25 protein-coding genes are annotated in these 25906 nt (G+C 39.4%); 17 read left to right on the top strand and 8 right to left on the bottom strand.

Annotated elements, in window-relative coordinates; translation table 11 throughout:
- The first annotated feature begins 26 nt into the window (after positions 1–26).
- From PSF28_RS11605 to PSF28_RS11635, 7 genes are all read left to right on the top strand, one after another.
- Positions 27–509 (top strand): GAF domain-containing protein, encoded by a 483-nt coding sequence (locus tag PSF28_RS11605; RefSeq protein WP_004911236.1) that lies wholly within the window; start codon positions 27–29, stop codon positions 507–509.
- Positions 510–619: 110 nt separating this feature from the next.
- A complete protein-coding gene (gene proQ, locus PSF28_RS11610) occupies positions 620–1309 on the top strand; it encodes an RNA chaperone ProQ (RefSeq protein ID WP_004911233.1) in 690 nt (229 codons plus the stop codon).
- Between the two features lie 19 nt (positions 1310–1328).
- Positions 1329–3371: a carboxy terminal-processing peptidase gene (gene prc, locus PSF28_RS11615; RefSeq protein WP_210838338.1), complete on the top strand. Its 2043-nt coding sequence runs from the start codon at positions 1329–1331 to the stop codon at positions 3369–3371.
- A gap of 283 nt (positions 3372–3654) precedes the next feature.
- Positions 3655–4326 (top strand): cell envelope biogenesis protein TolA, encoded by a 672-nt coding sequence (locus tag PSF28_RS11620; RefSeq protein WP_272685087.1) that lies wholly within the window; start codon positions 3655–3657, stop codon positions 4324–4326.
- 417 nt (positions 4327–4743) lie between these two features.
- A complete protein-coding gene (gene htpX / locus PSF28_RS11625; protein ID WP_004911228.1) occupies positions 4744–5625 on the top strand; it encodes a protease HtpX in 882 nt (293 codons plus the stop codon).
- A gap of 344 nt (positions 5626–5969) precedes the next feature.
- On the top strand, positions 5970–7352 hold the full coding sequence (locus PSF28_RS11630; RefSeq protein WP_210838333.1) for an alanine/glycine:cation symporter family protein: 1383 nt from the start codon (positions 5970–5972) through the stop codon (positions 7350–7352).
- Positions 7353–7550: 198 nt separating this feature from the next.
- Entirely contained in the window at positions 7551–7829 is a 279-nt protein-coding gene (locus tag PSF28_RS11635; RefSeq protein WP_004911225.1) for a hypothetical protein, read from the top strand.
- 175 nt (positions 7830–8004) lie between these two features.
- Here the strand turns inward: PSF28_RS11635 and PSF28_RS11640 are convergent, their stop codons facing one another.
- On the bottom strand, positions 8005–8226 hold the full coding sequence (locus PSF28_RS11640) for a DUF2594 family protein (protein WP_102138673.1): 222 nt from the start codon (positions 8224–8226) through the stop codon (positions 8005–8007).
- Positions 8227–8596: 370 nt separating this feature from the next.
- On the opposite strand from PSF28_RS11640, the gene PSF28_RS11645 reads away from it, so the two are divergent.
- The 4 genes from PSF28_RS11645 to PSF28_RS11660 all read left to right on the top strand — a co-directional run bounded on the left by PSF28_RS11645 (position 8597) and on the right by PSF28_RS11660 (position 13187).
- Positions 8597–9796 (top strand): sugar transporter, encoded by a 1200-nt coding sequence (locus PSF28_RS11645; RefSeq protein WP_210838331.1) that lies wholly within the window; start codon positions 8597–8599, stop codon positions 9794–9796.
- A 140-nt stretch (positions 9797–9936) separates the two neighbouring features.
- Positions 9937–10269 carry an SMR family transporter gene (locus tag PSF28_RS11650; protein ID WP_272685088.1) on the top strand — a complete coding sequence of 111 codons (333 nt, stop codon included), beginning with the start codon at positions 9937–9939 and terminating at the stop codon, positions 10267–10269.
- A 47-nt stretch (positions 10270–10316) separates the two neighbouring features.
- Entirely contained in the window at positions 10317–10616 is a 300-nt protein-coding gene (locus PSF28_RS11655; protein WP_004911219.1) for a DUF333 domain-containing protein, read from the top strand.
- A gap of 288 nt (positions 10617–10904) precedes the next feature.
- Entirely contained in the window at positions 10905–13187 is a 2283-nt protein-coding gene (locus tag PSF28_RS11660) for an FdhF/YdeP family oxidoreductase (protein ID WP_210838329.1), read from the top strand.
- 57 nt (positions 13188–13244) lie between these two features.
- On the opposite strand, the gene dsbB is transcribed toward PSF28_RS11660, so the two are convergent.
- Entirely contained in the window at positions 13245–13760 is a 516-nt protein-coding gene (gene dsbB, locus PSF28_RS11665; protein ID WP_210838327.1) for a disulfide bond formation protein DsbB, read from the bottom strand.
- Between the two features lie 150 nt (positions 13761–13910).
- A complete protein-coding gene (gene nhaB / locus PSF28_RS11670) occupies positions 13911–15461 on the bottom strand; it encodes a sodium/proton antiporter NhaB (RefSeq protein WP_272685089.1) in 1551 nt (516 codons plus the stop codon).
- Between the two features lie 221 nt (positions 15462–15682).
- Here nhaB and fadR point away from each other — a divergent pair, with 221 nt between their 5' ends.
- Entirely contained in the window at positions 15683–16399 is a 717-nt protein-coding gene (gene fadR / locus PSF28_RS11675; protein WP_210838323.1) for a fatty acid metabolism transcriptional regulator FadR, read from the top strand.
- Between the two features lie 93 nt (positions 16400–16492).
- On the opposite strand, the gene PSF28_RS11680 is transcribed toward fadR, so the two are convergent.
- Entirely contained in the window at positions 16493–16843 is a 351-nt protein-coding gene (locus PSF28_RS11680; protein WP_117162238.1) for a hypothetical protein, read from the bottom strand.
- Between the two features lie 444 nt (positions 16844–17287).
- On the opposite strand from PSF28_RS11680, the gene PSF28_RS11685 reads away from it, so the two are divergent.
- The 3 genes from PSF28_RS11685 to PSF28_RS11695 all read left to right on the top strand — a co-directional run bounded on the left by PSF28_RS11685 (position 17288) and on the right by PSF28_RS11695 (position 20615).
- The gene (locus PSF28_RS11685) at positions 17288–18589 is read left to right on the top strand and encodes a D-amino acid dehydrogenase (RefSeq protein WP_272520108.1); all 1302 of its coding nucleotides are present in this window, start codon (positions 17288–17290) and stop codon (positions 18587–18589) included.
- A 60-nt stretch (positions 18590–18649) separates the two neighbouring features.
- The gene (gene alr / locus PSF28_RS11690; RefSeq protein WP_272685090.1) at positions 18650–19729 is read left to right on the top strand and encodes an alanine racemase; all 1080 of its coding nucleotides are present in this window, start codon (positions 18650–18652) and stop codon (positions 19727–19729) included.
- 133 nt (positions 19730–19862) lie between these two features.
- Entirely contained in the window at positions 19863–20615 is a 753-nt protein-coding gene (locus PSF28_RS11695) for a MipA/OmpV family protein (RefSeq protein ID WP_004911202.1), read from the top strand.
- Between the two features lie 102 nt (positions 20616–20717).
- Here PSF28_RS11695 and PSF28_RS11700 read toward each other — a convergent pair whose 3' ends face one another.
- Both PSF28_RS11700 and gapA read right to left on the bottom strand, forming a co-directional pair.
- Positions 20718–21599: a D-hexose-6-phosphate mutarotase gene (locus PSF28_RS11700; protein ID WP_004911200.1), complete on the bottom strand. Its 882-nt coding sequence runs from the start codon at positions 21597–21599 to the stop codon at positions 20718–20720.
- A gap of 292 nt (positions 21600–21891) precedes the next feature.
- Positions 21892–22887 (bottom strand): glyceraldehyde-3-phosphate dehydrogenase, encoded by a 996-nt coding sequence (gene gapA / locus PSF28_RS11705; RefSeq protein ID WP_004911198.1) that lies wholly within the window; start codon positions 22885–22887, stop codon positions 21892–21894.
- Positions 22888–23242: 355 nt separating this feature from the next.
- On the opposite strand from gapA, the gene msrB reads away from it, so the two are divergent.
- Both msrB and PSF28_RS11715 read left to right on the top strand, forming a co-directional pair.
- A complete protein-coding gene (msrB, locus tag PSF28_RS11710; RefSeq protein ID WP_210839378.1) occupies positions 23243–23656 on the top strand; it encodes a peptide-methionine (R)-S-oxide reductase MsrB in 414 nt (137 codons plus the stop codon).
- 107 nt (positions 23657–23763) lie between these two features.
- On the top strand, positions 23764–24069 hold the full coding sequence (locus PSF28_RS11715; RefSeq protein ID WP_004911191.1) for a YeaC family protein: 306 nt from the start codon (positions 23764–23766) through the stop codon (positions 24067–24069).
- A 110-nt stretch (positions 24070–24179) separates the two neighbouring features.
- Here PSF28_RS11715 and pncA read toward each other — a convergent pair whose 3' ends face one another.
- Positions 24180–24806: a bifunctional nicotinamidase/pyrazinamidase gene (gene pncA / locus PSF28_RS11720; RefSeq protein WP_272685091.1), complete on the bottom strand. Its 627-nt coding sequence runs from the start codon at positions 24804–24806 to the stop codon at positions 24180–24182.
- A 22-nt stretch (positions 24807–24828) separates the two neighbouring features.
- On the bottom strand, positions 24829–25848 hold the full coding sequence (gene ansA / locus PSF28_RS11725) for an asparaginase (protein ID WP_272664812.1): 1020 nt from the start codon (positions 25846–25848) through the stop codon (positions 24829–24831).
- Positions 25849–25906 lie beyond the last annotated feature (58 nt).

Genomic DNA, 25906 nt, shown 5'->3' on the forward strand with positions numbered 1-25906 from the left:
TTGCTTGATTATTACAAGAAATAATTATGGATAAAAAGAAGTATTATCACGAACTTTCAGACAATCTCTCTGCGCTACTTGCAGGGGAATATGATTTAATTGCAACCTTAGCAAATACCAGTGCATTATTATATGACTGTTTAGAGGGGGTTAATTGGGCTGGTTTTTATCTCAGTAATGGGCAAGAATTAGTACTGGGTCCTTTCCAAGGTAAAGTTGCGTGTGTTCGGATCCCTTTTGGTAAAGGCGTGTGTGGAACAGCGTTTAGTAATAACCAAGTTCAGCGTATCGAAGATGTTCATGCATTCCCAGGTCATATTGCCTGTGATGCAGCAAGTAACGCTGAAATTGTCTTTCCTTTGGTAGTTAATGGGCAAATTATCGGGGTTTTAGATATAGATAGCCCAAATATTAGCCAATTCGACCATGAAGACGAAAAAGGGCTACAACACCTTGTAAACCAGTTGTGTCAACACCTGGCAATGTGTTCTATGCCTAAATATCACTAAATAATGGTCAGTTAAATTAATAGTAACGTGGCAATTGTCAGCAACACGATTATAATGTCGGCTTGTTCATGCCCGTGAGGTTGGCAAAATCGTTGTTATCAGGAAATTTCATGGAAAATCAACCTAAGTTGAATAGTAGTAAAGAAGTTATCGCATTTCTAGCAGAGCGTTTTCCTCGCTGTTTTATCGCTGAAGGCGAAGCACGTCCGTTAAAAGTCGGAATTTTTCAAGATATCGTAGGGTGCTTAAAAGAAGAAGATGGTATTAGCAAAACGCAATTGCGTTCTGCATTACGCATGTACACTTCTAGCTGGCGTTATCTCTACGGTGTTAAAGAGGGCGCTAAACGCGTTGACCTAAACGGTGAAGATTGTGGTGAATTAGATGCAGAACATATTGCTCATGCGCGCCAACAATTAGCCGAGGCGAAAGCTCGCGTTCAAGCACAACGTGCTGAACAAAAAGCGCAAAAACGCCCAGTTGCACAAAAAACGGGTGATAAAACACCACGTACACAAGACGCAACTAAGCAAAAAGCGCCTCGCCGCCGTCCAACAGACAATAAAGAACGCTCGCAAAATACATCAGCTAAAGCCCCTCGCCGTAATACACCTGCACCAGAGCAAAATCTGAAATCAGTGACTGACATCAACACACTCCAAATTGGTCAAACTTTGAAAGTCAAAGTTGGTACTAGTGTGATGGACGCCTCTGTTTTAGAAATTGCGAAAGATGGTGTTAGGGTTCAATTGCCAACAGGGCTGGCAATGATTGTACGCGCGGAACACTTAAAGTTCTGATACGGAGGTCAATCAGGTCATGAACAAATTTCTTAAAATTGCATTGGTGGTCAGTCTAGCGACCTTTGGCAGTGCAATAGCTAATACTCAAGCAGTGACTCCGGTCACTGCGGCTCAGTTACCGGTCTTAAAGCAGAGTGCACAGCACGGTACGGTGAGTGAGAGAGTGACATCTCGGTTCACTCGCTCACATTACCGCCAATTTGATTTAGACAATGCGTTTTCTGAGAAAATATTTGATCGTTATCTTAATATGTTAGATTTCGGCCATAATGTTTTACTTCAATCCGATATTGACCAATATGCCAAAGATAAAGGCAAAGCAGGTCAGTGGCTTGAGGATGGCAAATTAGATACGTTCTATGACCTGTATAACCTGTCTCAGGAAAGACGTTTCGAGCGTTTTAAATATGCATTGGCTCGTTTAGAGCAACCTATCGATTTAAATGCGACGGATTCTATTGAAGTTGATCGTTCTAAATCACCGTGGCCTAAAGATAAGCAAGAACTTGATCGTCTATGGGACCAAAAAGTCCGTTATGACTGGTTGAATTTAAAACTATCAGGCAAAGATGATAAAGAAATCAAAGAAAAATTGACGAAACGTTATAATTTTGCGTTGCGACGTTTAACGCAAGCGCAAAGTGAAGATGTTTTTCAATTGATAGTTAACTCTTTTGCTCGTGAAATCGATCCACACACAAGTTATCTATCGCCTCGTAATACTGAACAATTCAATTCAGAAATGAGCTTATCATTAGAAGGAATTGGTGCGGTCTTACAGCAAGATGATGAAAATACGGTTATCAATTCGTTGGTTGCTGGGGGCCCAGCAGCTAAAAGCAAAGAGCTAAAAGTCGGCGATAAAATTATCGGTGTAGGCCAAACGGGTAAACCTATTGTTGATGTAGTTGGTTGGCGACTTGATGATGTGGTTGCTTTAATTAAAGGCCCGAAAGGAAGTAAAGTTCGGTTGGAAGTCGTTTCTGATACTAAAGGGGCGAAACCTCATATAGTCACCATAGTTCGGGAGCAGATCCGGCTAGAAGACCGAGCTGTCAAGTTGACAATCAAACAGCAAGGTAAAGATAAAGTTGCTGTTTTAGATATTCCTGGTTTTTACGTTGGTTTAACGAATGATGTTAAAACTCAATTGCAAAACATGGCAAAAGATAATGTTTCCGCATTGATTATTGATTTACGTGGTAATGGTGGTGGGGCATTAACTGAGGCGGTCTCCTTATCTGGCTTGTTCATTCCACAAGGGCCAATAGTTCAAGTTCGTGATAACAATGGCCAAGTTCGTCAAGATATCGATGATGACGACGTTATTTATTATAAAGGCCCTCTCGTTGTTTTAGTCGACCGTTTTAGTGCATCTGCATCTGAAATTTTTGCTGCGGCAATGCAAGATTATGGCAGGGCGATGATTGTTGGTGAGCCGACCTTTGGTAAGGGAACTGTTCAGCAACACCGTAGTTTGAGTCGTGTTTACGACCAAATGCTGAAGCCTGAATGGCCTTCCTTAGGTTCTGTTCAGTATACTATTCAGAAGTTTTATCGGGTTAATGGTGGTAGTACACAACGTGAAGGGGTAACCCCTGATGTAGTCATGCCAACAGGTCAAGATCCCGCTGAAACGGGTGAAAGCTTCGAGGACAACGCATTGCCATGGGATAGCATTCCACCGGCAAAATATACGCCTGTTGGTGATGTTTCTTCTGATTTATCGTCAATAAAAACGCAGCATTTGGCGCGTATTAGCAAAGACCCTGAATTCAATTATATTGATGAAGATATTGCACGCTATAAAGTAAACAAAGAGAGTAAGAATCTTATTTCACTCAACTATGCTGAACGCCAAAAAGAAGATTCTGAAATTGAAGCGACAAAACTGAAACGTATAAACGAACGTAATACTCGGGAAGGCAAACCGCTATTGAAATCAATTGATGATCTGCCAAAAGATTATGAAGGACCAGACCCATACCTTGATGAAACGGTGAAAATGGCGATCGACTTAGCGAATCAGCACACTAAGTTATTATCAAATAATAAATAATATCCCTCTTATTATCTGTCGGGTTAAGCCAGCGTAAGCTGGCTTAATTTTTGTGTCTTTTCAATACAACCTAAATACATACAGCAAAACAGAAACTGAATAGTAACTTATTGTTAATTTTGTTTTTTTTAGCAAGTATCCCCTAGGTAGATGCAGTTTTATGCTGTGTTTACTTTATTTTTAAAATGACTGACTGAAATTAATAATTAACTATAGGTTTCTTTACCTTTACTTAATTTATCCTAAACTTTTGGTATAGATTCCTTAGCAACGAGGCAATACCATGCGTAAATTATTTGTAGGGTTAATAGCAGTTAGTGTAATGATGGTTGCATCTATTAATACAGCGAATGCAAGAAACTACCCTTGTTCTGGAAGTAAAGGGGGAATTGATCGCTGTGAAGATGGTAAATTTATTTGTAATGACGGTTCTACGAGTCGCTCAGAGCAAGTGTGTACTATTGAACTAAAAAATGATATCAACAGCAAAGCGAAAGCCGCTGGTGCTGTGATTGGTGCTGGTGTTGCCAAGCAACCAAGTAAACCGTCTGTATCTGATTCAATAAAAAGTACGAGTGATAAAGCCGACAAGGCCAGTGACAAAGCATCTGGCACTGCTAAAACAGTAAAAGAAAAGGCCTCTAAAACTGCGGATAAAGACGTTAAAGAGGTGAAAGATAAAGCGACTAAAGCCAAAGATAAAGAATCGGCTAAAGCAGTAAAAGAAAAAGCGCCTAAAGCCGCAGATAAAGAGCCAGCCAAAGTAGTAAAAGAAAAAGCGCCTAAAGCCGCAGATAAAGAGCCAGCCAAAGTAGTAAAAGAAAAAGCGCCTAAAGCCGCAGATAAAGACTCAGCCAAAGCAGTAAAAGAAAAAGCGTCTAAAGCCAAAGATAAAGAATCGGCTAAAACAGCAAAAGATAAAGTAACAAAAACGACTAAAGAAAAAACTAATTAGCTTTAGAACAAAACAACAGATCGAAATAGAATAAATAGTGCCACTTAATGTGGCATTATTTTTTAATAGAATGAAAGTAAAAATGAATATTCATTCATTTGGTGAACAAAATGAGTGATAAGATAGATAAATACACTAAATTGCTTTTGGTGATTGAGTAAACAGCTTTATCGTTTCAATTAAAATTAACTTTAAATTTAAGTGGTTATTAAATGAACCTTTAAAAACAAATGGTTAAATTTTTATAGTAAGAGGTTATAATTTATTTAGATTATGATAATGAGTTTTGAGCATAGCTATGTAAAGTTATGTTATTTTTTAGGGTTTTCGCGTTAATGCACTTGAAAAAGTGTGAAAAAACCTTATTTATAAAGTAAATTCTACGTATATTTGTTTTTACCAAGGAATACATAAAAAATGATGAGAATTGCTTTATTCTTACTCACGAACTTAGCGGTTATGTTTGTGTTTGGGATAATCCTAAGCTTAACTGGGATCCGCGGTAGTAGTGTTCAAGGCCTGATGATCATGGCTGGTCTATTTGGTTTTGGTGGTGCTTTCATATCACTATTAATGTCTAAATGGATGGCGCTGAAATCAGTAGGTGGTGAAGTTATCGAAACTCCACGTAACCAAACGGAACAATGGTTAGTCTCAACTGTTGAGCGCCAAGCACAACAAGTTGGCATTCAAATGCCACAAGTGGCTATCTATCATGCGCCTGATATCAACGCGTTTGCAACAGGTGCCCGTCGTGATGCTTCACTTGTCGCGGTGAGTACTGGGTTATTAGAAAATATGAGCCGTGATGAAGCGGAAGCGGTTATTGCTCATGAAATTAGCCATATTGCCAATGGTGACATGGTGACGATGACTTTATTACAAGGTGTCGTGAATACGTTCGTTATCTTTATTTCGCGTATAATTGCACAGGTTGCGGCAGGTTTTATGTCCAACAGTGATAACGAAAGTGAGAGTAGCAATGGTAACCCAATGGTTTATTTCGCGGTTTCTATGGTACTTGAAATTGTCTTCGGTATTTTGGCGAGCATCATCACTATGTGGTTCTCTCGTTATCGTGAGTTCCATGCGGATGCGGGTTCGGCAAAATTAGTCGGTCGTGAAAAGATGATAGCTGCTTTGCAACGGTTAAAAACGAGCTATGAGCCACAAGAAGAAGGCCGTTTAATGGCGTTTTGTATTAATGGTCGTGGTAAAGCATTTAGTGAGTTATTTTTATCACACCCGCCATTAGACAAACGCATTGAAGCATTGCGTTCAGGTGAATACTTAAAGTAGCTGAGATAATGAGTCTAAGTTAGCTTTATATAGACAACTATTTTAGTATCTGCCCAGTAATAGTTTAATTACTGGGCATTTTTATTGACACAATATGCAAATATATTCCCTCAGAATACCTATTCATATCTAACAAACTCAATCTTAATTTAGATTCGCAATTAATTGTATTAATAACTGCAATCAATAAACCACAAGTGAGCTTACTCACAATCTTCTACTTTAAATGATGAATTATTGAAATTTAATTCGCTTTTATATCACTTTTAATCTTTATTAGATTGATAAGAAATTGTTATTAATTTGATTGCCTTGTTAATTAATACGAGTTAATTGGGGGTAGGATGGATTTGATAACTACGTGGTTAAGTGAACTAAATGGAGTGGTGTGGGGAGTACCAATGCTTGTTGGGATCTTAGGCGTTGGTATTTATATGCAAATCCGGCTTGCATTCTTACCGATAAGAAAAATTGGAACAGGTTTTAAGTTATTATTTCAAAAGAACGAATCACGCGGTGAGGGACAAATATCACCTTTTAATGCATTAATGACAGCGTTATCGGCAACTATCGGTACGGGGAATATTGCCGGGGTAGCGACGGCAGTTGTCATGGGCGGGCCAGGTGCATTATTCTGGATGTGGATGACGGCATTAGTAGGAATGGCAACAAAATATTCGGAGGCTGTTTTAGCCGTTCGCTTTCGTGAAGTGGATAAATATGGCCAGTATATTGGCGGTCCAATGTACTACATTAAAAATGGATTAGGCCCTAAATGGATTTGGTTGGGAACATTGTTTGCCTTTTTTGGTGCATGTGCCAGTTTTGGCATCGGAAATACAGTACAAGCGAACTCAGTGGCAGATGTACTAGAAAGTAACTTTGGTGTGCATAAATGGTTGACTGCAGGGGTTTTAGTTTTATTAGTTGGTGCGGTATTGATTGGTGGGCTGCGACGTATCTCTGATGTTGCAGGAAAACTTGTCCCATTTATGACCGTTGCCTATTTTGGTGCGGGTGTCATTGTACTTGGCATTTATTTTACTGAGATCCCTGCGGCACTTTCACTGGTTGTTACTTCGGCCTTTAACCCAGTTGCTGCCCAAGGTGGGTTTGCGGGGGCGGCAGTATGGGCTGCAATCCGTTTTGGGGTTGCACGAGGCGTATTTTCCAATGAAGCTGGTTTGGGTAGTGCACCTATCGCCCATGCCGCTGCAAAAACACAAAACCCTATTCGCCAAGGACTTATTGCGATGTTAGGGACATTTATTGATACTATCATTGTGTGTTCTGTCACGGGGTTAACTATCATTATAACTGGTGGGTGGTTGACTAGTGAAACAGGAGCGACATTAACCGCATCATCATTCCAAACGGCAATACCAGGTGGAAATTATATTGTTGCTATCGCATTAGCCATATTTGCATTTACCACTATTCTGGGTTGGAGTTTTTATGGCGAAAAATGTGTGCAATATTTATTTGGGTTGCGTGCGATAAAGCCATATAGAGTGTTATGGTTGATTGCTTTACCTATCGGTGCAACGCAATCCCTTGATTTTGTTTGGTTATTGGCGGATACATTAAATGCCATGATGGCGATCCCTAATTTGATAGCCTTGTTGCTGTTAAGCCCCGTTGTTTATCGGTTAACACGTGACCATATAAAAGATGTGAATGCAGACAGCATTGATATGGCAAAACAGTTGTACGACAACAAATCATAAACCAGCGATAATATGCTTCATTTTAATCGTGAAGCTTATTATTTCATCAGTACCTCCTGTCATTCATCAATATTCTCTATGGATATTATATAAATCGTATGTTTTTATAGGTAAAATCACGGAATTGCGTTAAATGCGCTATGCTTAGAAGGGATAGTGCAGTCCGTGCATATTTTATAAATTAAACAAGGGGATAGAATGGATATTCTGGAGAAAACGTTATTATTTGGTAATGATTTTTTGACAACGACAAATCCCGCTAGGCTAGTTCCGTTTAAATTTGAGATCTATCGTTCTGAGCAAGGTTTTTACCATCGGGTGTATAAGCAAGTTGGTATGTCAGGGGCTAACTTTGGACAAACGTTTCAAGTGTGGGCTTTTGAAGAGCAGAAAAGTTGGGATAAGCAAACCGACGATACAACAGTTGATGAATACATTCAGCATTGCCAAGATATTTATAAACGCAATAATACATAAGCTTTAGAAAAAAAGCCCCCTTCATAGGGTTCTGAAGGGGGAGCTAAATGAATAAAGAATGGTTTAATTCATGAATAAAGATAGATGATTTTCACGATTAAAACTTAGTTATTTGTGCAGTTTAAACCACTTAATAGTAGGTATATCCTTAAAATAGCATTTATCGCTAAATAATCTATTGGCGATACCCTGTTTTTATCTGTTCTAACGTATTTTTGTAGGTTTCTGCCTGCTTTTCGTCTTCCATTTGTGCAATTTCACGCTGCATCTTAATTAAGATTTTACCTGCATCCGCTTGGCCGATAGCTTTTAGCATATGTGTCAGTAAATTTTTAAGACAAGTCACTTCATCCGCTAAGGTATTAACGTTAGGTTCAGTTGGAAAATGGTTTTTCATTAAAGCGGTCCTTTGAGCATAAAAAATAATAGTGAGATTGTAGCATAGAAAGTAATGCGATGTGTTTTCATATAACTGAATGTAATAAATATTCAGATAAATGGCTTAAATTTGAACGAATAATTAAATGGAAGAGTTGGGGAAATAAAAATAAGTAGGCAAGATATTTTTCTTGCCAATAGGTAAAGAGGACTCTTTATGAGTAATGAAAAATCGTGATACAATTCACAAAAAAGTGTTGTTAGCAATATAGATTGCGCAGTAACGACTCAATTCTGTACTAAATACCAATATCCTTTCGCAGCATTTTTTACACACGGTTAAGCCGTGGGCATCTATTATTTGTGGGAAAGTGAAGGCTAAGAGAAATATGACGCAAGTTTCTAGAAAAACAGCTTGGATCCGTGTAATAGCATTAGCAGTTGCTGCATTTGTTTTTAACACAACAGAGTTTGTGCCTGTTGCATTACTCAGTGATATTGCAAAAAGCTTTGACATGACGGTCGCACATACTGGATTAATGATAACAATCTACGCGTGGGTTGTGGCTTTGATGTCGTTACCTTTGATGCTATTAACCAGTAAAATAGAGCGTCGCAAATTATTAGCTTTCTTATTTGTTATCTTTATCGTTAGTCACATCATTTCAGGGTTTGCATGGAGTTTTGATATTTTAATAGCAGGGCGTATTGGTGTCGCTTTATCTCACGCTGTCTTTTGGTCAATTACGGCATCTTTAGCGATTCGGGTCGCTCCTGCAGGTAAAAAAGCTCAAGCGCTTGGGTTATTAGCGACAGGAACGGCATTGGCAACAGTATTAGGTCTTCCCCTTGGCCGTGTAGTTGGGCAATTCTTAGGTTGGCGAGCGACATTTTTAGGTATTGGTGTTATAGCATTGTTCACTATGGTTGTGTTGATTCGCTTTTTACCACGCTTACCAAGTGAGCATTCAGGCTCACTAAAAAGTGTGCCGATGCTATTCCAACGGCCTGCACTCGTTGGAATGTTTGCGTTAACTGTTTTGGCAGTTACTGCACATTTTACGGCTTACAGTTATATTGAACCTTTTGTTCGCGAAGTTGCCTTACAAAGCCAAAACTTTGCCACTTTACTACTACTGATTTTTGGTGGAGCGGGTATTGTTGGAAGTGTAATATTTAGTCGCTACAGCAGCAAATTTTCATTATCATTTTTACCTGCAGCAATCGCATTTATGACGATTTGCTTATTATTATTGATGCCATTAGGTAGAGATGTTTGGTCGTTGATTATGTTATCAGTGTTCTGGGGAATGGCCATGATGTGTATTGGTTTAGGAATGCAAGTTAAGGTCATTGATTTATCTCCAGATGCCACCGACTTGGCTATGTCAATTTTCTCTGGAATTTTTAACATTGGCATTGGTGCTGGCGCACTGTTAGGTAATCAAGTTATTGTTCATATGGGAATGACCCAGATTGGTTATATTGGTGGTGCAATTGGTGTCATAGCCTTCATCTTGTGTGTCTATTTATTCAAGCGTTATAGTGAGTCTCTTAACGATAGAGTAGACGTTGCCGCAAATCACTAACTCGCATTCTCATCATAAAATAGAGGTGAAAGCTCTGTGTTATTTTAATGATAAACAGAGCTTTTTTTATCGTTACCTGAGTAAATAATCAAAAAAATGATAAATTTTATCATTACTAATTCTAATAATAAGGAAATATAATGAAGGGGCTGGGTTTTTTATTAATGTCGATTATTGCCGAAGTCATTGCAACGACAACACTGAAGGCGTCTGATGGTTTTAGTCGTTTTTGGCCATCGTTGATTGTTATTATGGGTTATGCAGTCTCTTTTTGGGGGCTTTCGCAGGTAGTAAAAATCATGCCATTGGGTATTGCTTATGCAATTTGGTCAGGTTTAGGGATTGTATTGGTTTCTGTCGCTGCAATTTTTATTTACAACCAAAAACTCGATTTACCTGCAATTATTGGTATGCTATTAATTATTATTGGTGTCTTAGTCATCAATCTATATTCAAAAAGCGGCGGGCACTAAGCGGTTATTGCAGAATGTTCAGGCAGCATCTTTGGAGAAGCAGGAAAATGAGGCATAGGGTTAATCAATTTTTTAAACCAGTACTAACAATGTTACTCACTGGGGCTATATCTGTCATGCTATCTGCGTGTGGTAGCTCAAACATAGATAACTCTGTGGAACATTCTGCGAGTCAATATGCCCAACAAGTGGTCAATTTAGGCCCTGGGGCACAAGAGGCCTGTGTTTCAGCGGGTGGGTTACCAGCGCTCACATTAGAATTAAATGGGTCACAAACAGCTGTATGCCAATTTGCGAATGGTAAACGTTGTGCTGTTGACATTATACAATCGGGTGCTTGTATATAACTCTTCTTTTTATGAAGTTAATTAACCTTTTATTAATCATTAATATGAGGTTAATTAACTATATGTATTCATTTAAATTAGTTTTGTTTTAATATTTATCTTTTCATTTATTGAGTTGTATTTTCATTTCTTATTCTTAAGTCGTCTAATTACGAGCATCTATTTAAGTGGTTATTTTAATTATTGATATTTAACGATGATATTACTAATATTAAATAACAAAGAATATTTTAGATAATTATAAAAGCACATATAAAGACATTTACATTTATTAAAGAGTAATGCCAAATGAAAAAGAAAATTGAAGAGTATGATGGCCCCGCTGCCGGTTGGGGGGCTGTAAAAGCAGTTGCAGAAGCATTACGTGGCCAAATGAAAGTGGGTCATGACATAATTGCGATGTTTGAAATGAATAAGGTAGACGGCTTTGATTGCCCTGGCTGTGCGTGGCCTGACCCAGTACATACGGCGTCATTTGATATTTGTGAGAATGGTGCAAAAGCAATTGCTTGGGAAGCAACATCTAAAAAAACAACGCCGGAATTTTTTTCTAAATATACTGTAACAGAATTACTTGAGTGGGATGATTTTCATTTAGAGGATGAAGGGCGTTTAACTCACCCCATGAAATACAATTCACAAACAGATAAATATGAACCTATCGAATGGGAAGATGCATTTCAACAAATAGGTACGCGTTTACAAAGTTATTCAGACCCAAATACTGTTGAATTTTATACATCAGGTCGAACTTCAAATGAAGCCGCATTCTTATATCAGCTACTTGCTCGTGAATATGGCACAAACAATTTCCCTGATTGTTCAAATATGTGCCATGAACCAACGAGTGTTGGTCTTGCTGACTCTATTGGTGTCGGCAAGGCGACAGTATTGTTGGACGATTTTGATAAAGCGGATTTAGTTATATGTATAGGTCATAACCCTGGGACTAACCACCCGAGGATGTTGAGCTCATTGCGTGAAGTTTCTAAACGTGGTGCTAAAATCATTGCCATAAACCCTTTAAGAGAGCGTGGTCTTGAACGTTTTACCTACCCGCAAGACGTGGTAGAAATGCTCACGTTAGAGTCTACTCCTTTAGCTGGACACTATTATAAAGTTCGTGTTGGTGGAGACACTGCGTTACTTAAAGGTGTGATGAAGTTATTGATTGAAAAACACCAAGCTGCAGTCGATGCAGGAAAAGAGCCTATTCTTGATACTGAATTTATATCAACTCATACACAGGGTTATGAAGCTTTAAAAAATGACTTACTGACAACGAGTTGGAAAGATATTTTAAGGGTTTCTGGCTTACCGCGTGAGTCTATCGAAGAGATTGCGGATCTTTATATTGAGGCAAAAAGTACCATTATTTGTTATGGCATGGGGATCACTCAGCACGAGCATGGTACGCAAAACGTTCAGCAACTCGTTAATTTATTACTACTGAAAGGTAATATTGGTCGGGAAGGTGCGGGAATTTGCCCTCTGCGTGGTCATTCGAATGTTCAGGGTGATAGAACCGTTGGTATTACGGAAAAACCGTCAAAAAGCTTTTTAGACAAAATTGAACAACGATTTGGTTTTAAACCACCAAGCGAATTTGGTCATGCAGCCGTCGCGAGCATGCAAGCCATTTCTGAAGGAAAAGCGAAGGCCTTAATTTGCATGGGCGGAAACTTAGCTGTTGCCATGCCAGATAAAGACGCTTGTTTTGCAGGTATGAAAAAGCTTGATTTAGCGGTGCATACTGCAACTAAACTAAATCGCTCCCATTTATTAACCGCTAAGCAGACATTTTTATTACCTGTATTAGGACGCAGTGAAATAGACAGGCAAAGCAGTGGTGTACAATGTGTGACCGTAGAAGACTCAATGTCGATGGTTCACGCTTCAAAAGGTTTACTTAAACCGTGCAGCCCTTATCTTAAATCTGAGTGTGCGATTATTGCAGGGATAGCTAAAGCGACAATACCGCAGAGTAAAGTTGAATGGGATGATTTTATCGGCAATTACGATTTAATTCGTGACGCGATGGAAGCAGTATTACCCGGTTTTGATGATTATAATGCACGCATTAAAATACCCGGAGGATTCCATCTGACTAATGCGGCTTCTGAGCGCCGTTGGTTGACGCAATCAGGCAAAGCTAACTTTGTACCGACAGAAGGTGTTATTGAAGACCCGAACTCAGCAGTTAACAGTGAACTCATTTTGGCAACATTACGTAGCCATGACCAATATAATACTACAATTTATGGATTAAATGACCGATATCGCGGTGTGTTTGGGCAACGAGATGTTGTTTTCATCAGTGGTGCAGAAGCCCAAAAGCAGAAGTTACAAGCGGGAGATAGAGTGAATCTCATCGCATTAGATCGCGAGCAGAAACCAACAAAACGCCGTTTAGATAACCTCACTGTGGTGATTTATGATATGGCAGACCGTAGTGTTGCCACTTATTTCCCTGAAGCTAATAATTTAATTTCGTTGGATAATTTCGACCCGCAATGTGGTATTCCTGCGTATAAAAATATCCCTGTGAAATTAGAACGAGTCATTCAATAGGTTAATTTTATTACTTAGGAACCCCAAATGTTGAATTTAACATTTGGGGTTTAAAGGCTATTTTTTGGCTGGGAAGAACTGGCTGATGATAACAATGATTGCAACTAAGAGATAAGCCGCGAAGATACCAATTAACCATTGTGGCATATCAAGCCCTAAGAATGCCCACTGCCTAACGGCACAGTCACCTGTAGCTTCGAATACTGCGGGTACCCACTCTTGTAATGGTAACCAATCAGGGAAATTAACGAAGAAATCACATGATGCAAATGGTGAAGGATAAAGTTGTAGCATGGTATGTTCCCATGCAAGGTCTAAGCCGCGCCAAGCAGAGTAAATCCAAATAAGAATAGCAACCCAGCGTATGACCATGTTCCGTGGTGCTATCGCCCCAATTAAGCCAGCAACCATAATGCCAAGTAATGCCACGCGTTCATAGATACACATAACACAGGGTTGTAGTTTCATAACATGCTGAAAATATAAAGCCGCGCACTCGAGCATAAAGGCAATAAATGCCATGAGTAGCCAAGCGCCTCTTCCTTGCGAACAGTAGTTAAAAAATCTGAACATACTTAGTATCCTAATTGAGTAATGCGCACATTTTGCCCCTATCGGCCCGATAAAAAAAGTAATTAAAGTGAAATAATGCAATTTTAGAGAGGGTTTTACCTAACATTACAATTAGCCGTATTGGTGTACGGCTAATTATTTAAAGTATAGTTATTGTGCGAACGTAATCAACCCGATGCTTTCCATCCAATGTGTGATGGGAACTAGCCAGAATTCGACCCCTAATAGCCCAACAATGGTCATTACGATGGTATATGGCAGTGCCATCCACACCATACGGCCGTATGATAAACGGATTAGAGGTGATAACGCTGACGTTAATAAAAACAAGAAAGCAGCTTGCCCATTAGGCGTTGCAACAGAAGGCAGGTTAGTCCCTGTGTTAATTGCAACAGCTAATAATTGGTATTGTTCCGTTGATACTAAACCTTCATTTGCCGCTTTTAAGGCTTCAGTAATATAAACCGTCCCTACGAATACGTTATCTGACACGGCAGAAAGTAGGCCATTAAATAGATAGAACAATGATAATTGTGACGATTCAGAGGATTGCAACACAAACTGAATAAATGGAGTGAATAATTGCTGGTCAATGATTACAGCAACAATGCTAAAGAATACGGTCAGTAATGCGGTAAATGGTAACGCTTCCTCAAAGGCTTTTCCCAGCGCATGCTCTTCTGTGATACCACAAAATGCGGTCGTCAATACGATGACGGATAGGCCAATCAGACCAACTTCCGCTAAATGGAAAGCAAGGGCGACAATTAGCCAAATACCAATTAAGCCCTGAACGACCAACTGTGCGAGATCTTTTTTGGTGCGTTTCGCCGTCAGTTTTTTATCGTGCTCAGTTAGAATCTGACGCACAGAGTCTGGAAGCTCAGCACCGTAGCCAAATAACTTGAATTTTTCCACAACAAAACAGACGACTAAGCCACAAATAAAAACAGGTATAGTGACAGGCGCCATGCGGATATAAAAGGTAATGAAATCCCAGTCAACATGTTTAGCAATGATGAGATTTTGTGGCTCACCAACCATAGTCATGACACCACCTAGCGCGGTACCAATACCAGCATGCATCATTAAACTACGTAAAAAAGCCCTAAATTGTTCGAGGGTTTGTTTTTGTTCTGCACTTTTAATGAAACCATCATTTTGCAAGTCTGTGTTGCTAGGTTGATTAGAGGCATATTGGTGATAGATAGAATAAAAACCAATTGAAACACTAATGACGACAGCAATAACGGTCAGTGCATCTAAAAATGCAGATAAAAATGCACTCGCCATACAAAAAGCAAGGGAAAGAATGCGTTTAGAACGCACGTTTATCAACAGTTTGGTGAATACAAACAGCAGCAATTGTTTCATGAAATAGATACCAGCTACCATAAAAATCAGTAACAAGATAACTTCAAGGTTATTGCTAATTTCATGTGAAATTTGTGCAGGGGTGGTCATGCCGATAATTACGGCTTCTATAGCGAGAAGGCCACCGGGTTGCAATGGGTAACATTTGAGAGCCATTGCTAATGTGAATATAAATTCAACAACTAATAACCAGCCTGCGACGAAGGGACTGATAAAATAGAAGATAATAGGGTTAATTATTAAAAATATAATAATTGCTAATTTGTACCAATCAGGCGAGTTTCCCAGAAAATTTTTCAAAAAAGCCGTTTTTAAACTAAAATCCATTATGGTTCGTTATCCTCTTTTATGCGGATGTCGTGTATTGTGCTATACATACTACTCTTATCTTTTACGGATTTTAAGCTTATTTGCTAATTGATAATGTATGAATTATATGGAAATTCTATGATTTGCTTCACTCTTTATTTTTAGTCTAACTATATCAGGTGATGACAATCTGGTATGATTTGCCCAATATCCGTCTAAATGTTTGGAATAATAAAAATATGGTTATTAAAGCTCAAAGTCCGGCTGGTTTCGCGGAAGAGTATATTATTGAGAGCATATGGAACAACCGCTTTCCACCAGGTTCAATTTTACCCGCGGAGCGCGAGCTCTCGGAATTAATCGGTGTGACACGAACAACCTTACGTGAAGTGTTACAACGTTTGGCTCGTGACGGCTGGCTAACCATTCAGCATGGTAAACCAACTAAAGTGAATAACTATTGGGAAACGTCCGGCCTTAATATATTGGAGACATTGGCTAGGCTAGATCACGATAGAGTGCCACAGTTAATCGATAATTTATTGGCAGTACGTACCAATATCGCTGCTATTTTTATCCGTACGGCCTTTCGAAATAACCCTGAGAAATCAATAGAGGTGTTAGCTGGACGGGAAAAAGTGGAAGATAATTCAGATGCATTCAGTGATTTGGATTATAACATTTTCCGTGGGCTTGCATTTGCATCCGGCAACCCAATTTATGGCTTGATTATTAACGGTTTAAGGGGGTTGTATACCCGTGTAGGCCGCTATTATTTTTCGAACCCTGAAGCGAGGCGCTTAGCGTTAAACTTCTATCAGCAATTAAGCCATCTTTGTCGTGAGCAAGCCTATGACCGTATTATGGATTGTGTGCGTAATTACGGAAAAGAAAGTGGGATAATCTGGCATAGTATGCAAAGTAATATGCCTAGCGACTTAGCACACATCCGCTAAACTCGAATGACTCTATCACCAATTAAACCAGCTGATAATTTTTGCGGCTGGTTTTTTTGTTTTTTAAGCTTTAAAACGGCTTGAGGCTAGTTGTCAATTATTGGGGCACGCACAGGACTTAGCAGCAAGTGTCGTGTCTGAATAATCCACTTTCTTGTGTGATAGGTCCAAATCCACTCTATCAGTCCAATCCAGACCATCGGGAAGCGGATGGTCAGTTTTAAATAAACAATGGTAATCAACCCTTACTGGATAACTGTCTATGACGATGGCAGGGCTGAGGCATACAGAAATAGGTTTAGTGCTTAAACAGATAATATCTCCTTTATCATAAACTTGTGTTCTTAAAGCGAGAGATGATTTACAAAGTTCATCGGCAAGACTCATCCCTGCAGATAAAAATAAAATAATAAATAAGGTAAATAATTTTCTTTTTCTAATCATGGGGATACCCTAAATTCTAATTGATTAATAAGATGATTTGGTTAGTTTATTTCATTATTAAGATGACTAATTCGATGGAGCAGTCAAATTATCTATACAATCATAATTTAAAGAGATAAAAAAATAGTATCATTAGTTTTGTTAAATGTTGTTAAAAATGGTTAGCGACATAATGTTTCAATATTAAAGTATTAAATACTGAATTTATTAGTTAAAGAAATCATCAATAATTGATTTTATTGGGTTAATGCATTGAAAATCAATAGGATATTAAATAACCTTAAAATCTTCAGTGAGAATATTCATCTGTAATGTAAATGAGATGTGAATCAAAATGGATTTATTATCTGTATTGTTAAAAGTGTTAATTCACCATATTGGCAAATAATTTCTAGAATATTATCCTAAAATAAATGATGCATACTTTTATTTTGTGGGGAAGCTATGAAAATTCTAGTGTTAGGTGCAGGAGTGATCGGTGTAACAACAGCATGGTATTTAGCACAAGAAGGGCACGAAGTGCTGGTGGTGGATAGACAACATGATGTCGCAGAAGAAACAAGTGCCGCAAATGCAGGGCAAGTATCTCCTGGATATGCAACCCCATGGGGAGCTCCCGGGATCCCCCTTAAAGCCGTGAAATGGATGTTTGAAAAACATGCACCTCTGGCGATACGCCCAGATGGAACGTTATTTCAGCTGCGCTGGATGTGGCAGATGTTAAAAAATTGCGATATTCAACATTATGCAATGAATAAAAGTCGTATGGTACGTATCGCCGAATACAGTCGCGATTGTATTCGCCAATTAAGAGCAGATACAGGTATCGAATATGAAGCTCGTCAGGGGGGTACCTTACAGCTTTTTCGTACTACTGAGCAGTTCGATAATGCAGCGAATGACATTGCAGTCTTACAGCAAGAAGGTGTTCCGTACGAACTATTAGCATCAAATGAATTAGTTAAAGCGGAACCTGCGTTAGAATTTGTCAAACACAAGCTCACCGGTGGGCTGCGATTACCCAATGATGAAACAGGGGATTGCCAGCAATTTACCAAAAAATTGGCAAAGATGGCACAAAATGCTGGAGTTCAATTCAAATTTGGTAGCCATGTAGAACAGATTTTAACAGAAGGAAATAAAGTTAGTGGCATTAAAATTGATGGTGAAATTTTGCAAGCGGACAGATATGTCGTTGCAATGGGCTCTTATTCTACTTCAATGTTACAAAGCCTAGTTCAAATTCCGGTCTATCCACTCAAAGGCTATTCATTGACTATGCCAATTATCGATGAACAGCGTTCCCCAATGTCCACCATCTTGGATGAAACATACAAAATTGCAGTAACGCGGTTTGATCAGCGCATTCGAGTTGGTGGAATGGCTGAAGTTGTTGGTTTTAATTTGAATATCCTGAAAAAACGCTGCGAAACATTGAAAATGGTGGTACAAGATTTGTATCAAGGCGGTGGTGATATTGCACAAGCACAATTTTGGACGGGCCTGCGTCCAATGACACCAGATGGTACCCCAATAGTTGGGCCGACAGCATACGGTAATTTATATTTAAATACTGGACATGGGACTCTGGGCTGGACAATGGCTTGTGGTGCAGGGAAACTGCTGGCAGATTTAATTTCAGGGAATACACCGGAGATAGCGTCTGATGATTTATCGGTATTTAGGTATCTTGATGGTTTTAATACCAAGCTGACTACTCATGGTGATTTAACGCCAGCACGTTAAGTGTTTGATATTTTATACTATTGTAATTTTAGAATTAATTAAACGTACTAAGGAATTAAAATGCCGCGCCCAATAAGTGCTGTCATTCATCTACAGAATTTACAACATAATTTGTCTGTCGTACGGCAACATGTTGGAAAATCAAAAATTTGGTCAGTTATGAAAGCAGACGGTTATGGTCACGGCATCAAGCAAATTTGGCCTGCGCTAAAAGAAACGGATGGCTTTGGGGTATTAGATTTTGATGAGGCCATTTTATTGCGAAAAGAAGGGTGGAAAGGGCCAATTCTATTGTTAGAGGGTTTTTTCCAGCCTCAAGATTTACAATTAATTGACCAGTATAATTTAACAACTAGTGTCCATAGTGAGTGGCAATTATTCGCCATTGAAAATGCTCAATTATCATCACCAATTTCAGTCTATATTAAGCTAAACAGTGGAATGAATCGGTTAGGTTTTCCACCGAACGATTACGAAAATGTCGTACGACGGTTATCTAAAATGCCGAATGTACGTAGTTTAACGTTAATGAGTCACTTTGCTAATTCAGATACCAAAACTGGCGTTGCTGAGCCTTTTCAACAAATCCAGCAATTTGAACACTTATCTTTAGAAACCTGTATCGCAAACTCAGGGGCAACATTGTGGCATAAACACACCCAATATGATTGGGTCCGTACGGGTATTTTGCTGTATGGTGCGTCTCCAAGTGGTACATCTACTGATATATCTGGGTTAGGCTTGAAGGCAGCGATGACATTACAATCAGAAGTGATTGCTATCCATGAAATTCCATCAGGTCAATCAATTGGTTATGGTAGCCGGTTTACATCAACTAAACCGATGCGTATTGCGACAGTGGCATGTGGTTATGCAGATGGTTACCCTCGACATGCTGCAAATGGAACGACTGTATGGTGTAAAGGTAAACGCTGTGCGCTATTGGGAGCGGTTTCGATGGATATGATGACAATTGATATCAGTGATTGTGACGATATTAAGCTTGGTGAGCGAGTGGAAATGTGGGGGCAAAATTTACCGGTTGATGAGGTTGCGCAAGCCGCGGGGACAATAGGTTATGAGTTACTTTGTGCGCTTGCAAAAAGAGTTCCTGTTTCTTATGAAAATAACGTAGAATAATTATTAATCAATCACGCTAAAAACAGTTAGAATTTAGCTTTAAATGTGATTTTGATTACAAATATTGGGATTATAGCTATATTGATATAACATATAGCGGTGATCTATTTCTCATTATTTTTAGGTTAAATATATGTCTAAAGCAATTAAATTAACGACACTTGCTGTGGCTTTGAGTGTGTTATCTGGGGCCGCGTTTGCTGGAACTTGGTCTGTTGGTGGTTCAGTATTAGCGCAATCAACACCTTATAAAGGAATTAAGAGCCGTGATTATGTCACGCCAGTGCCTATTGTTAATTATGACAGTGAGAACTTCTATTTTCATACATTAGCAGCTGGTTATTACCTATGGAATGATACGCAAGACCAACTATCATTAGATGCTTTTTATTACCCGCAATTTTTTAAACCTAAAGACAATGATGATAAAGCAATGCGTGAATTAGACCGTCGCCGTGATACGGTGATGACGGGGCTGACTTATCGTCATAACGCTGATTGGGGTACGCTGAGAACGAATATTTCTGGTGATATCCTAGGTATCAGTAATGGTATCCGTGGTGAGTTTGCCTATCTGTATGGTTTTGAGGGTGATAAGTGGTCAATTACCCCAGGTCTTGGTATTAAATGGGATAGCAAGAACCAAAACCGTTATGAATATGGTATTTCTTCAAAAGAATCTCGTAATAGCGGTTTAAAACGTTATAACCCAGGTTCAAGTTGGACACCGTACGTTGAAGTGACAGGAAATTATCGCTTTGATGAAAATTGGACGGTATTTGCAATGGGGCGTGTTGACCGCCTACCAAGTGAAGTGAAAGATAGCCCAATGGTGAATAAAGATGTTTCCGCCATTATGTGGACAGGTGTCACTTACACATTCTAAGTTTGTTATCGAAAGTTAAATTATTGAGCCCCTGATATCATTATGTTTATCAGGGGTTCAATTTTATCTATTTAGAAATCTTATACAACTTAGACTGGATAATTAATCTTGTGGTTTATTATCGCGGCTGACCATTACTAATGAAAGGCGAGCGGGGTGCTGTGCCTCACTTTTCATTGGGACATTAATCCTTGCCGTTTCTACACAAGCCATTTGTTTGTACCCATTATTTGGCATGTCGTCCATACTGCATGATAACTCTGCCCAAGGGTTCCAACAGACAACATCACTATTATGGTAATGATGAATTTCTATTGTACGAGCCCATCCATCATCACGTAATAGGCTATATTCATCCGGTTCTGAATAAATACGGTCAGTATGTTTATTAAATTTGAGAGGTTCATTGGCATAAACTTCTTTATCTGCGACTTTATCGAAATAGTGACCGCCTAACCCATAGACGGTGGCTTTTTGAATATCACTGATATTGAAATAACTATGCAGTGCGGCAGTAGTTTCGAAATCCCCATAACTTTCTAGTTCAAGTTCACATGTTTCACCTAGTTTCATACGGAGGATCAGAGTGAACTCATGTGGCCATAATTTACGGGTATAGTCGGTATCTGTTAACGTGAAGGTTAAAATAACACCATCTTCATGCTCATTATGTGCGGTGAATTGCCAAGGTAAAATTCGCGCAAAACCATGGCTAGGACTAGCAACAGGGCCGAACCAAGGCCAACAAATAGGGATGCCACCGCGGATAGCAACACCTTCTTTAAAAGCACTTTCTGAACTTAGCCATAAGCAAGGTTTTTGCCCTGCGGGTTGCCAATCAATAAGTTGAGCACCTTGTAAACTGACGGCCCCACGCACCTTAGGATGCGAGATGACAATGAGTGGAAGCTCGCCGAGTTGGCGTTGAGTGATGTAAGCAGAGACTTGTTTAATGACTGGTAGTGCAAAAAGTTTGTCGTGCATGGTATTAGGCCTGTGTTAATGGAACAGTGTGAATACTCGTCATCTTTCAAACTGCAGCATTGCTGACTGTGTTCATTCACTTGAATTATTTAGAGTATCTATTCGGCATATTTAAAGGCGCAGTGACGCGGTGAATAGTATTCATTCTAAAATAAGTCATGTTTATAGCGTATCCAATAGGAGATCAACCATAAGCGATATAGCAGAAAATATGAAGTGTTAATTTGTTATTGGATACGATACAAAAGAGCCGCCAATCGGCGGCTCAGTTAGACAAATTTCGTTACAGCTCTTATTTAGAGATGTGAGCGATCAAGTCTAATACTTTGTTAGAGTAACCAGTTTCGTTGTCATACCAAGAAACTAATTTAACAAAGTTATCGTTCAGTGCGATACCAGCTTTAGCATCAAATACTGAAGTCAGTTTCTCACCGTTGAAGTCAGTTGATACAACGTCATCTTCAGTGTAACCCAGAACGCCTTTCAGCTCGCCTGCTGCTGCTTCTTTGATAGCATCACAGATTTGAGTGTAAGTTGCTGGTTTTTCTAAACGAACAGTTAAGTCAACTACAGAAACGTTAGGAGTAGGTACACGGAAAGACATACCAGTCAGTTTGCCATTCAGTTCTGGAATAACTTTACCTACAGCTTTAGCTGCACCTGTTGATGATGGGATGATGTTTTGAGCAGCACCACGACCACCACGCCAGTCTTTGTGTGAAGGGCCATCAACAGTTTTTTGTGTTGCAGTTGTTGCGTGAACAGTTGTCATCAGGCCTTCAACGATACCGAATTTGTCGTTGATAACTTTAGCCAGTGGAGCTAAGCAGTTAGTTGTACAAGATGCGTTAGAAACGATTTCTTGACCTGCGTAAGCTTTGTGGTTAACGCCCATAACGAACATAGGAGTATCATCTTTAGAAGGGCCAGTCAGAACAACTTTCTTAGCACCTGCTTGGATGTGTTTACGTGCAGTTTCATCAGTTAAGAAGATACCTGTAGCTTCAGCAACGACGTCAACACCGACTTCGTTCCATTTCAGGTTTGCAGGATCTTTTTCTGCTGTTACACGGATTTTTTTGCCGTTTACAACTAGGTGACCATCTTTAACTTCAACAGTACCGTTGAAACGACCATGAGTTGAGTCGTATTTCAGCATGTACGCCATGTATTCTGCATCGAGCAGGTCGTTGATAGCAACGATTTCGATGTCAGAACGCTCTTGTGCAGCACGGAAAACGATACGGCCAATACGACCAAAACCATTAATACCTACTTTGATAGTCATAGTATTTCCACCAGCTATTTATTCGTGAATTAAGTTGTAGTTAAAGTTACCAAAACCTTGCCAGCCGTCAAGCGGAATCGTGTCAATTATTGAAAAAAATCAATTCTGATACCACCAATTGCTTATTTGTCAGCCACTTCAGCGGCAAATACAGCCGCACGTATTATCGGGATTGTGCGGCATAATGAAACCATCTATCAGTGATATATGTGATACGGTTCACAAATCAAAACGGAAAGTAAGATGCTTCTTAGTTTAGAATAGTTTTACAGAAAATGTTGTTAATTTTTTGTTGATTGAAATTGATGTATGATAACCATTGAACATTTTAGTTATTTAAATATTTAGGTGTGATATGTCAAAAAAAGATAACCAACTTATTGATATTTCAGAATTAAATGAAATGCAACGCTACGTTACACAGCAAGCTGGTACCGAGCCGCCATTCAGTGGTCAATTATTGCATAACCGTAAAGACGGTGTGTACGAATGTTTATGCTGTGGTTCACCTTTATTTATATCTGAGACCAAATTTGATGCAGGTTGTGGTTGGCCAAGCTTTTATCAACCCGTCAATGAAGAGGCTATCAAATACATTGAGGATTTCTCGCATGGGATGCATCGTATTGAGGTTCGCTGTCAACACTGTAATGCGCATTTAGGGCATGTATTTCCCGATGGTCCTCAGCCCACGGGTCAGCGTTACTGTATTAATTCAGCATCATTAAGCTTTATTGATGATGATAGCGGTGAAAAGACCCGTGGATAAAGAGCTGAAGGGTGCTGAAATTTTAATATTAGAATGACAAAAACGATTCAGCTAAAATTAAGAATAATAAAATAACGTGTTAATTGCGTACTTGAAGGAGCCTTACCGTGAGCGTTGAAGTTAATCCAGAGCAACTTGAACAATTATTAGCAGTAATGACACCTGAAATCTATCAGCGCCTAGTAACCGCAGTTGAGCTTGGCAAATGGCCGGATGGGGTGATGTTAACGCCAGAACAAAAAGAGCATAGCTTGCAAATGGTATTATTGTGGCAGTCGCGGCATAACCATGACCCAGAGCATATGACGGTAGGGACTAATGGCGAAATTACGATGAAGAGCAAGCAAGAGCTAAAAACGTTGTTTCAAGGTGAAATGTTGGCAACATTAAAACCGCAAAATAATGATGAGTAACAGTGACTTTGTAAAATAGGTTGGTTATTCAATATGATGCTGCACAGTGACAGCGTCACTAAGACAAGTTTTCTCATCTGACATGAGAAAACTTGTCTACAGAGTATGGGTTAATGCAGGTTAGTTAACGTGATTAACCCCGCACCTTGCTTTTGCATTTCGTCTAAAGCTTCTTGGCTGTCATTGGCTGCAAGATTAACACCTCTACATCCATCTACTAAAACATCTACGCTATAGCCTAATTTTAATGCATCTAATACGGTAAATTTGACACAGTAATCCGTCGCAATTCCCATAATAATTAAATGCGAAATGTGTTGTTCTTGTAACCATGCATGTAGGCGGGTTTGGCTGATTTTATCGTTATCGAAAAAGGCACTATAGCTATCAACCTGCGGGTTTTCCCCTTTGGTGAAAGTTGCACTAATCAGCGATTGGTTTAAATTTGAATGTAATTTAGCGCCGTGCTCACCTTGTACGCAATGAATAGGCCACCAAACTTGTGTAATGCCATTTAACTCACCGACTTCGCCAATTTGAGTATTTGAATTAGCCGTGAAACTAAGATGTGTCGCGGGATGCCAATCTTGGCTTGCAATGATGTCTATCTGTTTTTGTTGGCAAATGGCCATCGCCTTATTAGCAACATCAATAACATGTTCACTTTCATTTACTGCTAATGTGCCACCGGTGCAAAAATCGTTTTGTAAATCGACTAACAGTAATGCTGCTTTCATTGTGTCCTCAGTATGTTATCTGTTATTCATCAGCATAGCTCAACTCGCCGCGTAAATTATTCTGCATTAACTCTCGGATTAAAGCTGGGGTATAATTTTGGCTTAGTAAGTAGTGCAATTTACTTAAGGCGGCTTCAAAAGTCATGTCGTATCCACTTATCACACCAGCTTCTGCCAGAGCGTGTCCTGTGGCATAGCCTTCCATATTAACACGGCCAGAAATACATTGTGTCAGGTTCACCACAATAATGCCTCGGTTCGTTGCCTCGCGGAGTATACGTAGTAATTCAGGTTGCTGAGGGGCATTACCGACACCATAAGAGCGCAATATAAGCGCTTTAACAGGTTGTTGGAGAATATTGCGAACAATCTCAACCGAGAGTCCCGGATAAAGTGTAACAACACCGATAGGTTGAGGCGTAATTCGGTGGCTTTTAAATTCACCTATGCCAATAGGTGCAGGGCACGTATTGAATGTGCGAATATTGATACCCGCCTCCATTAAGGGGGAGCAGTTAGGCGAACTGAAAGCATCAAAGCCGTCAGCATGAGCCTTAACGGTGCGGTTACCGCGATATAATTTGTTATTAAAAAATAGCCCAACTTCATTAACTGGATAATTAGCCGCTAAATATAAGGCATTTAATAGATTCGTTTGCCCATCAGAACGTAATGCTTCTAACGGTATTTGTGACCCTGTCACGATTACCGGCTTTTTCAAGTTTTCAAACATGAAAGATAACGCTGAGGCGGTGAAAGCCATGGTATCAGTGCCATGTAATATAACAAAGCCATCATAAAGTGGATAATTTTCCTGAATATCATCAGCGATGAGCTGCCAATCTTCAGGGGTGATATCAGACGAATCAATCAACGGTTGATGCTCACGGATGGTAAACTCAGGCATTTCAGGGCGGTGAAACTCGGGCATTTGAGCTAACTGAGTTTGCAAATGACCAGAAACAGGAACATATCCCTGTGGTGAATGGCGCATGCCAATTGTGCCGCCAGTGTAGACTACATAAATTGATTTCTTCTGCATCTTATTACCTAATTTATCCAACTTATCGAAGGAGAGTGATTATTAGGATTTTGACGTA

The sequence above is a fragment of the Providencia sp. PROV130 genome (genome assembly GCF_028482225.1).
Lineage (GTDB): Bacteria > Pseudomonadota > Gammaproteobacteria > Enterobacterales > Enterobacteriaceae > Providencia > Providencia rettgeri.

Bases quoted from the DNA above. Each gene is read 5' to 3' on its own strand.
- gapA (WP_004911198.1), bottom strand. From the start codon at position 22,887: ATGACTATCAAAGTAGGTATTAATGGTTTTGGTCGTATTGGCCGTATC.
- PSF28_RS11640 (WP_102138673.1), bottom strand. From the start codon at position 8,226: ATGAAAAACCATTTTCCAACTGAACCTAACGTTAATACCTTAGCGGAT.
- htpX (WP_004911228.1), top strand. From the start codon at position 4,744: ATGATGAGAATTGCTTTATTCTTACTCACGAACTTAGCGGTTATGTTT.
- PSF28_RS11630 (WP_210838333.1), top strand. From the start codon at position 5,970: ATGGATTTGATAACTACGTGGTTAAGTGAACTAAATGGAGTGGTGTGG.
- PSF28_RS11635 (WP_004911225.1), top strand. From the start codon at position 7,551: ATGGATATTCTGGAGAAAACGTTATTATTTGGTAATGATTTTTTGACA.
- alr (WP_272685090.1), top strand. From the start codon at position 18,650: ATGCCGCGCCCAATAAGTGCTGTCATTCATCTACAGAATTTACAACAT.
- PSF28_RS11655 (WP_004911219.1), top strand. From the start codon at position 10,317: ATGAGGCATAGGGTTAATCAATTTTTTAAACCAGTACTAACAATGTTA.
- PSF28_RS11685 (WP_272520108.1), top strand. From the start codon at position 17,288: ATGAAAATTCTAGTGTTAGGTGCAGGAGTGATCGGTGTAACAACAGCA.
- nhaB (WP_272685089.1), bottom strand. From the start codon at position 15,461: ATGGATTTTAGTTTAAAAACGGCTTTTTTGAAAAATTTTCTGGGAAAC.
- ansA (WP_272664812.1), bottom strand. From the start codon at position 25,848: ATGCAGAAGAAATCAATTTATGTAGTCTACACTGGCGGCACAATTGGC.
- msrB (WP_210839378.1), top strand. From the start codon at position 23,243: ATGTCAAAAAAAGATAACCAACTTATTGATATTTCAGAATTAAATGAA.
- PSF28_RS11605 (WP_004911236.1), top strand. From the start codon at position 27: ATGGATAAAAAGAAGTATTATCACGAACTTTCAGACAATCTCTCTGCG.
- dsbB (WP_210838327.1), bottom strand. From the start codon at position 13,760: ATGTTCAGATTTTTTAACTACTGTTCGCAAGGAAGAGGCGCTTGGCTA.
- fadR (WP_210838323.1), top strand. From the start codon at position 15,683: ATGGTTATTAAAGCTCAAAGTCCGGCTGGTTTCGCGGAAGAGTATATT.
- prc (WP_210838338.1), top strand. From the start codon at position 1,329: ATGAACAAATTTCTTAAAATTGCATTGGTGGTCAGTCTAGCGACCTTT.
- PSF28_RS11660 (WP_210838329.1), top strand. From the start codon at position 10,905: ATGAAAAAGAAAATTGAAGAGTATGATGGCCCCGCTGCCGGTTGGGGG.
- PSF28_RS11680 (WP_117162238.1), bottom strand. From the start codon at position 16,843: ATGATTAGAAAAAGAAAATTATTTACCTTATTTATTATTTTATTTTTA.
- PSF28_RS11645 (WP_210838331.1), top strand. From the start codon at position 8,597: ATGACGCAAGTTTCTAGAAAAACAGCTTGGATCCGTGTAATAGCATTA.
- PSF28_RS11695 (WP_004911202.1), top strand. From the start codon at position 19,863: ATGTCTAAAGCAATTAAATTAACGACACTTGCTGTGGCTTTGAGTGTG.
- proQ (WP_004911233.1), top strand. From the start codon at position 620: ATGGAAAATCAACCTAAGTTGAATAGTAGTAAAGAAGTTATCGCATTT.
- PSF28_RS11620 (WP_272685087.1), top strand. From the start codon at position 3,655: ATGCGTAAATTATTTGTAGGGTTAATAGCAGTTAGTGTAATGATGGTT.
- pncA (WP_272685091.1), bottom strand. From the start codon at position 24,806: ATGAAAGCAGCATTACTGTTAGTCGATTTACAAAACGATTTTTGCACC.
- PSF28_RS11650 (WP_272685088.1), top strand. From the start codon at position 9,937: ATGAAGGGGCTGGGTTTTTTATTAATGTCGATTATTGCCGAAGTCATT.
- PSF28_RS11700 (WP_004911200.1), bottom strand. From the start codon at position 21,599: ATGCACGACAAACTTTTTGCACTACCAGTCATTAAACAAGTCTCTGCT.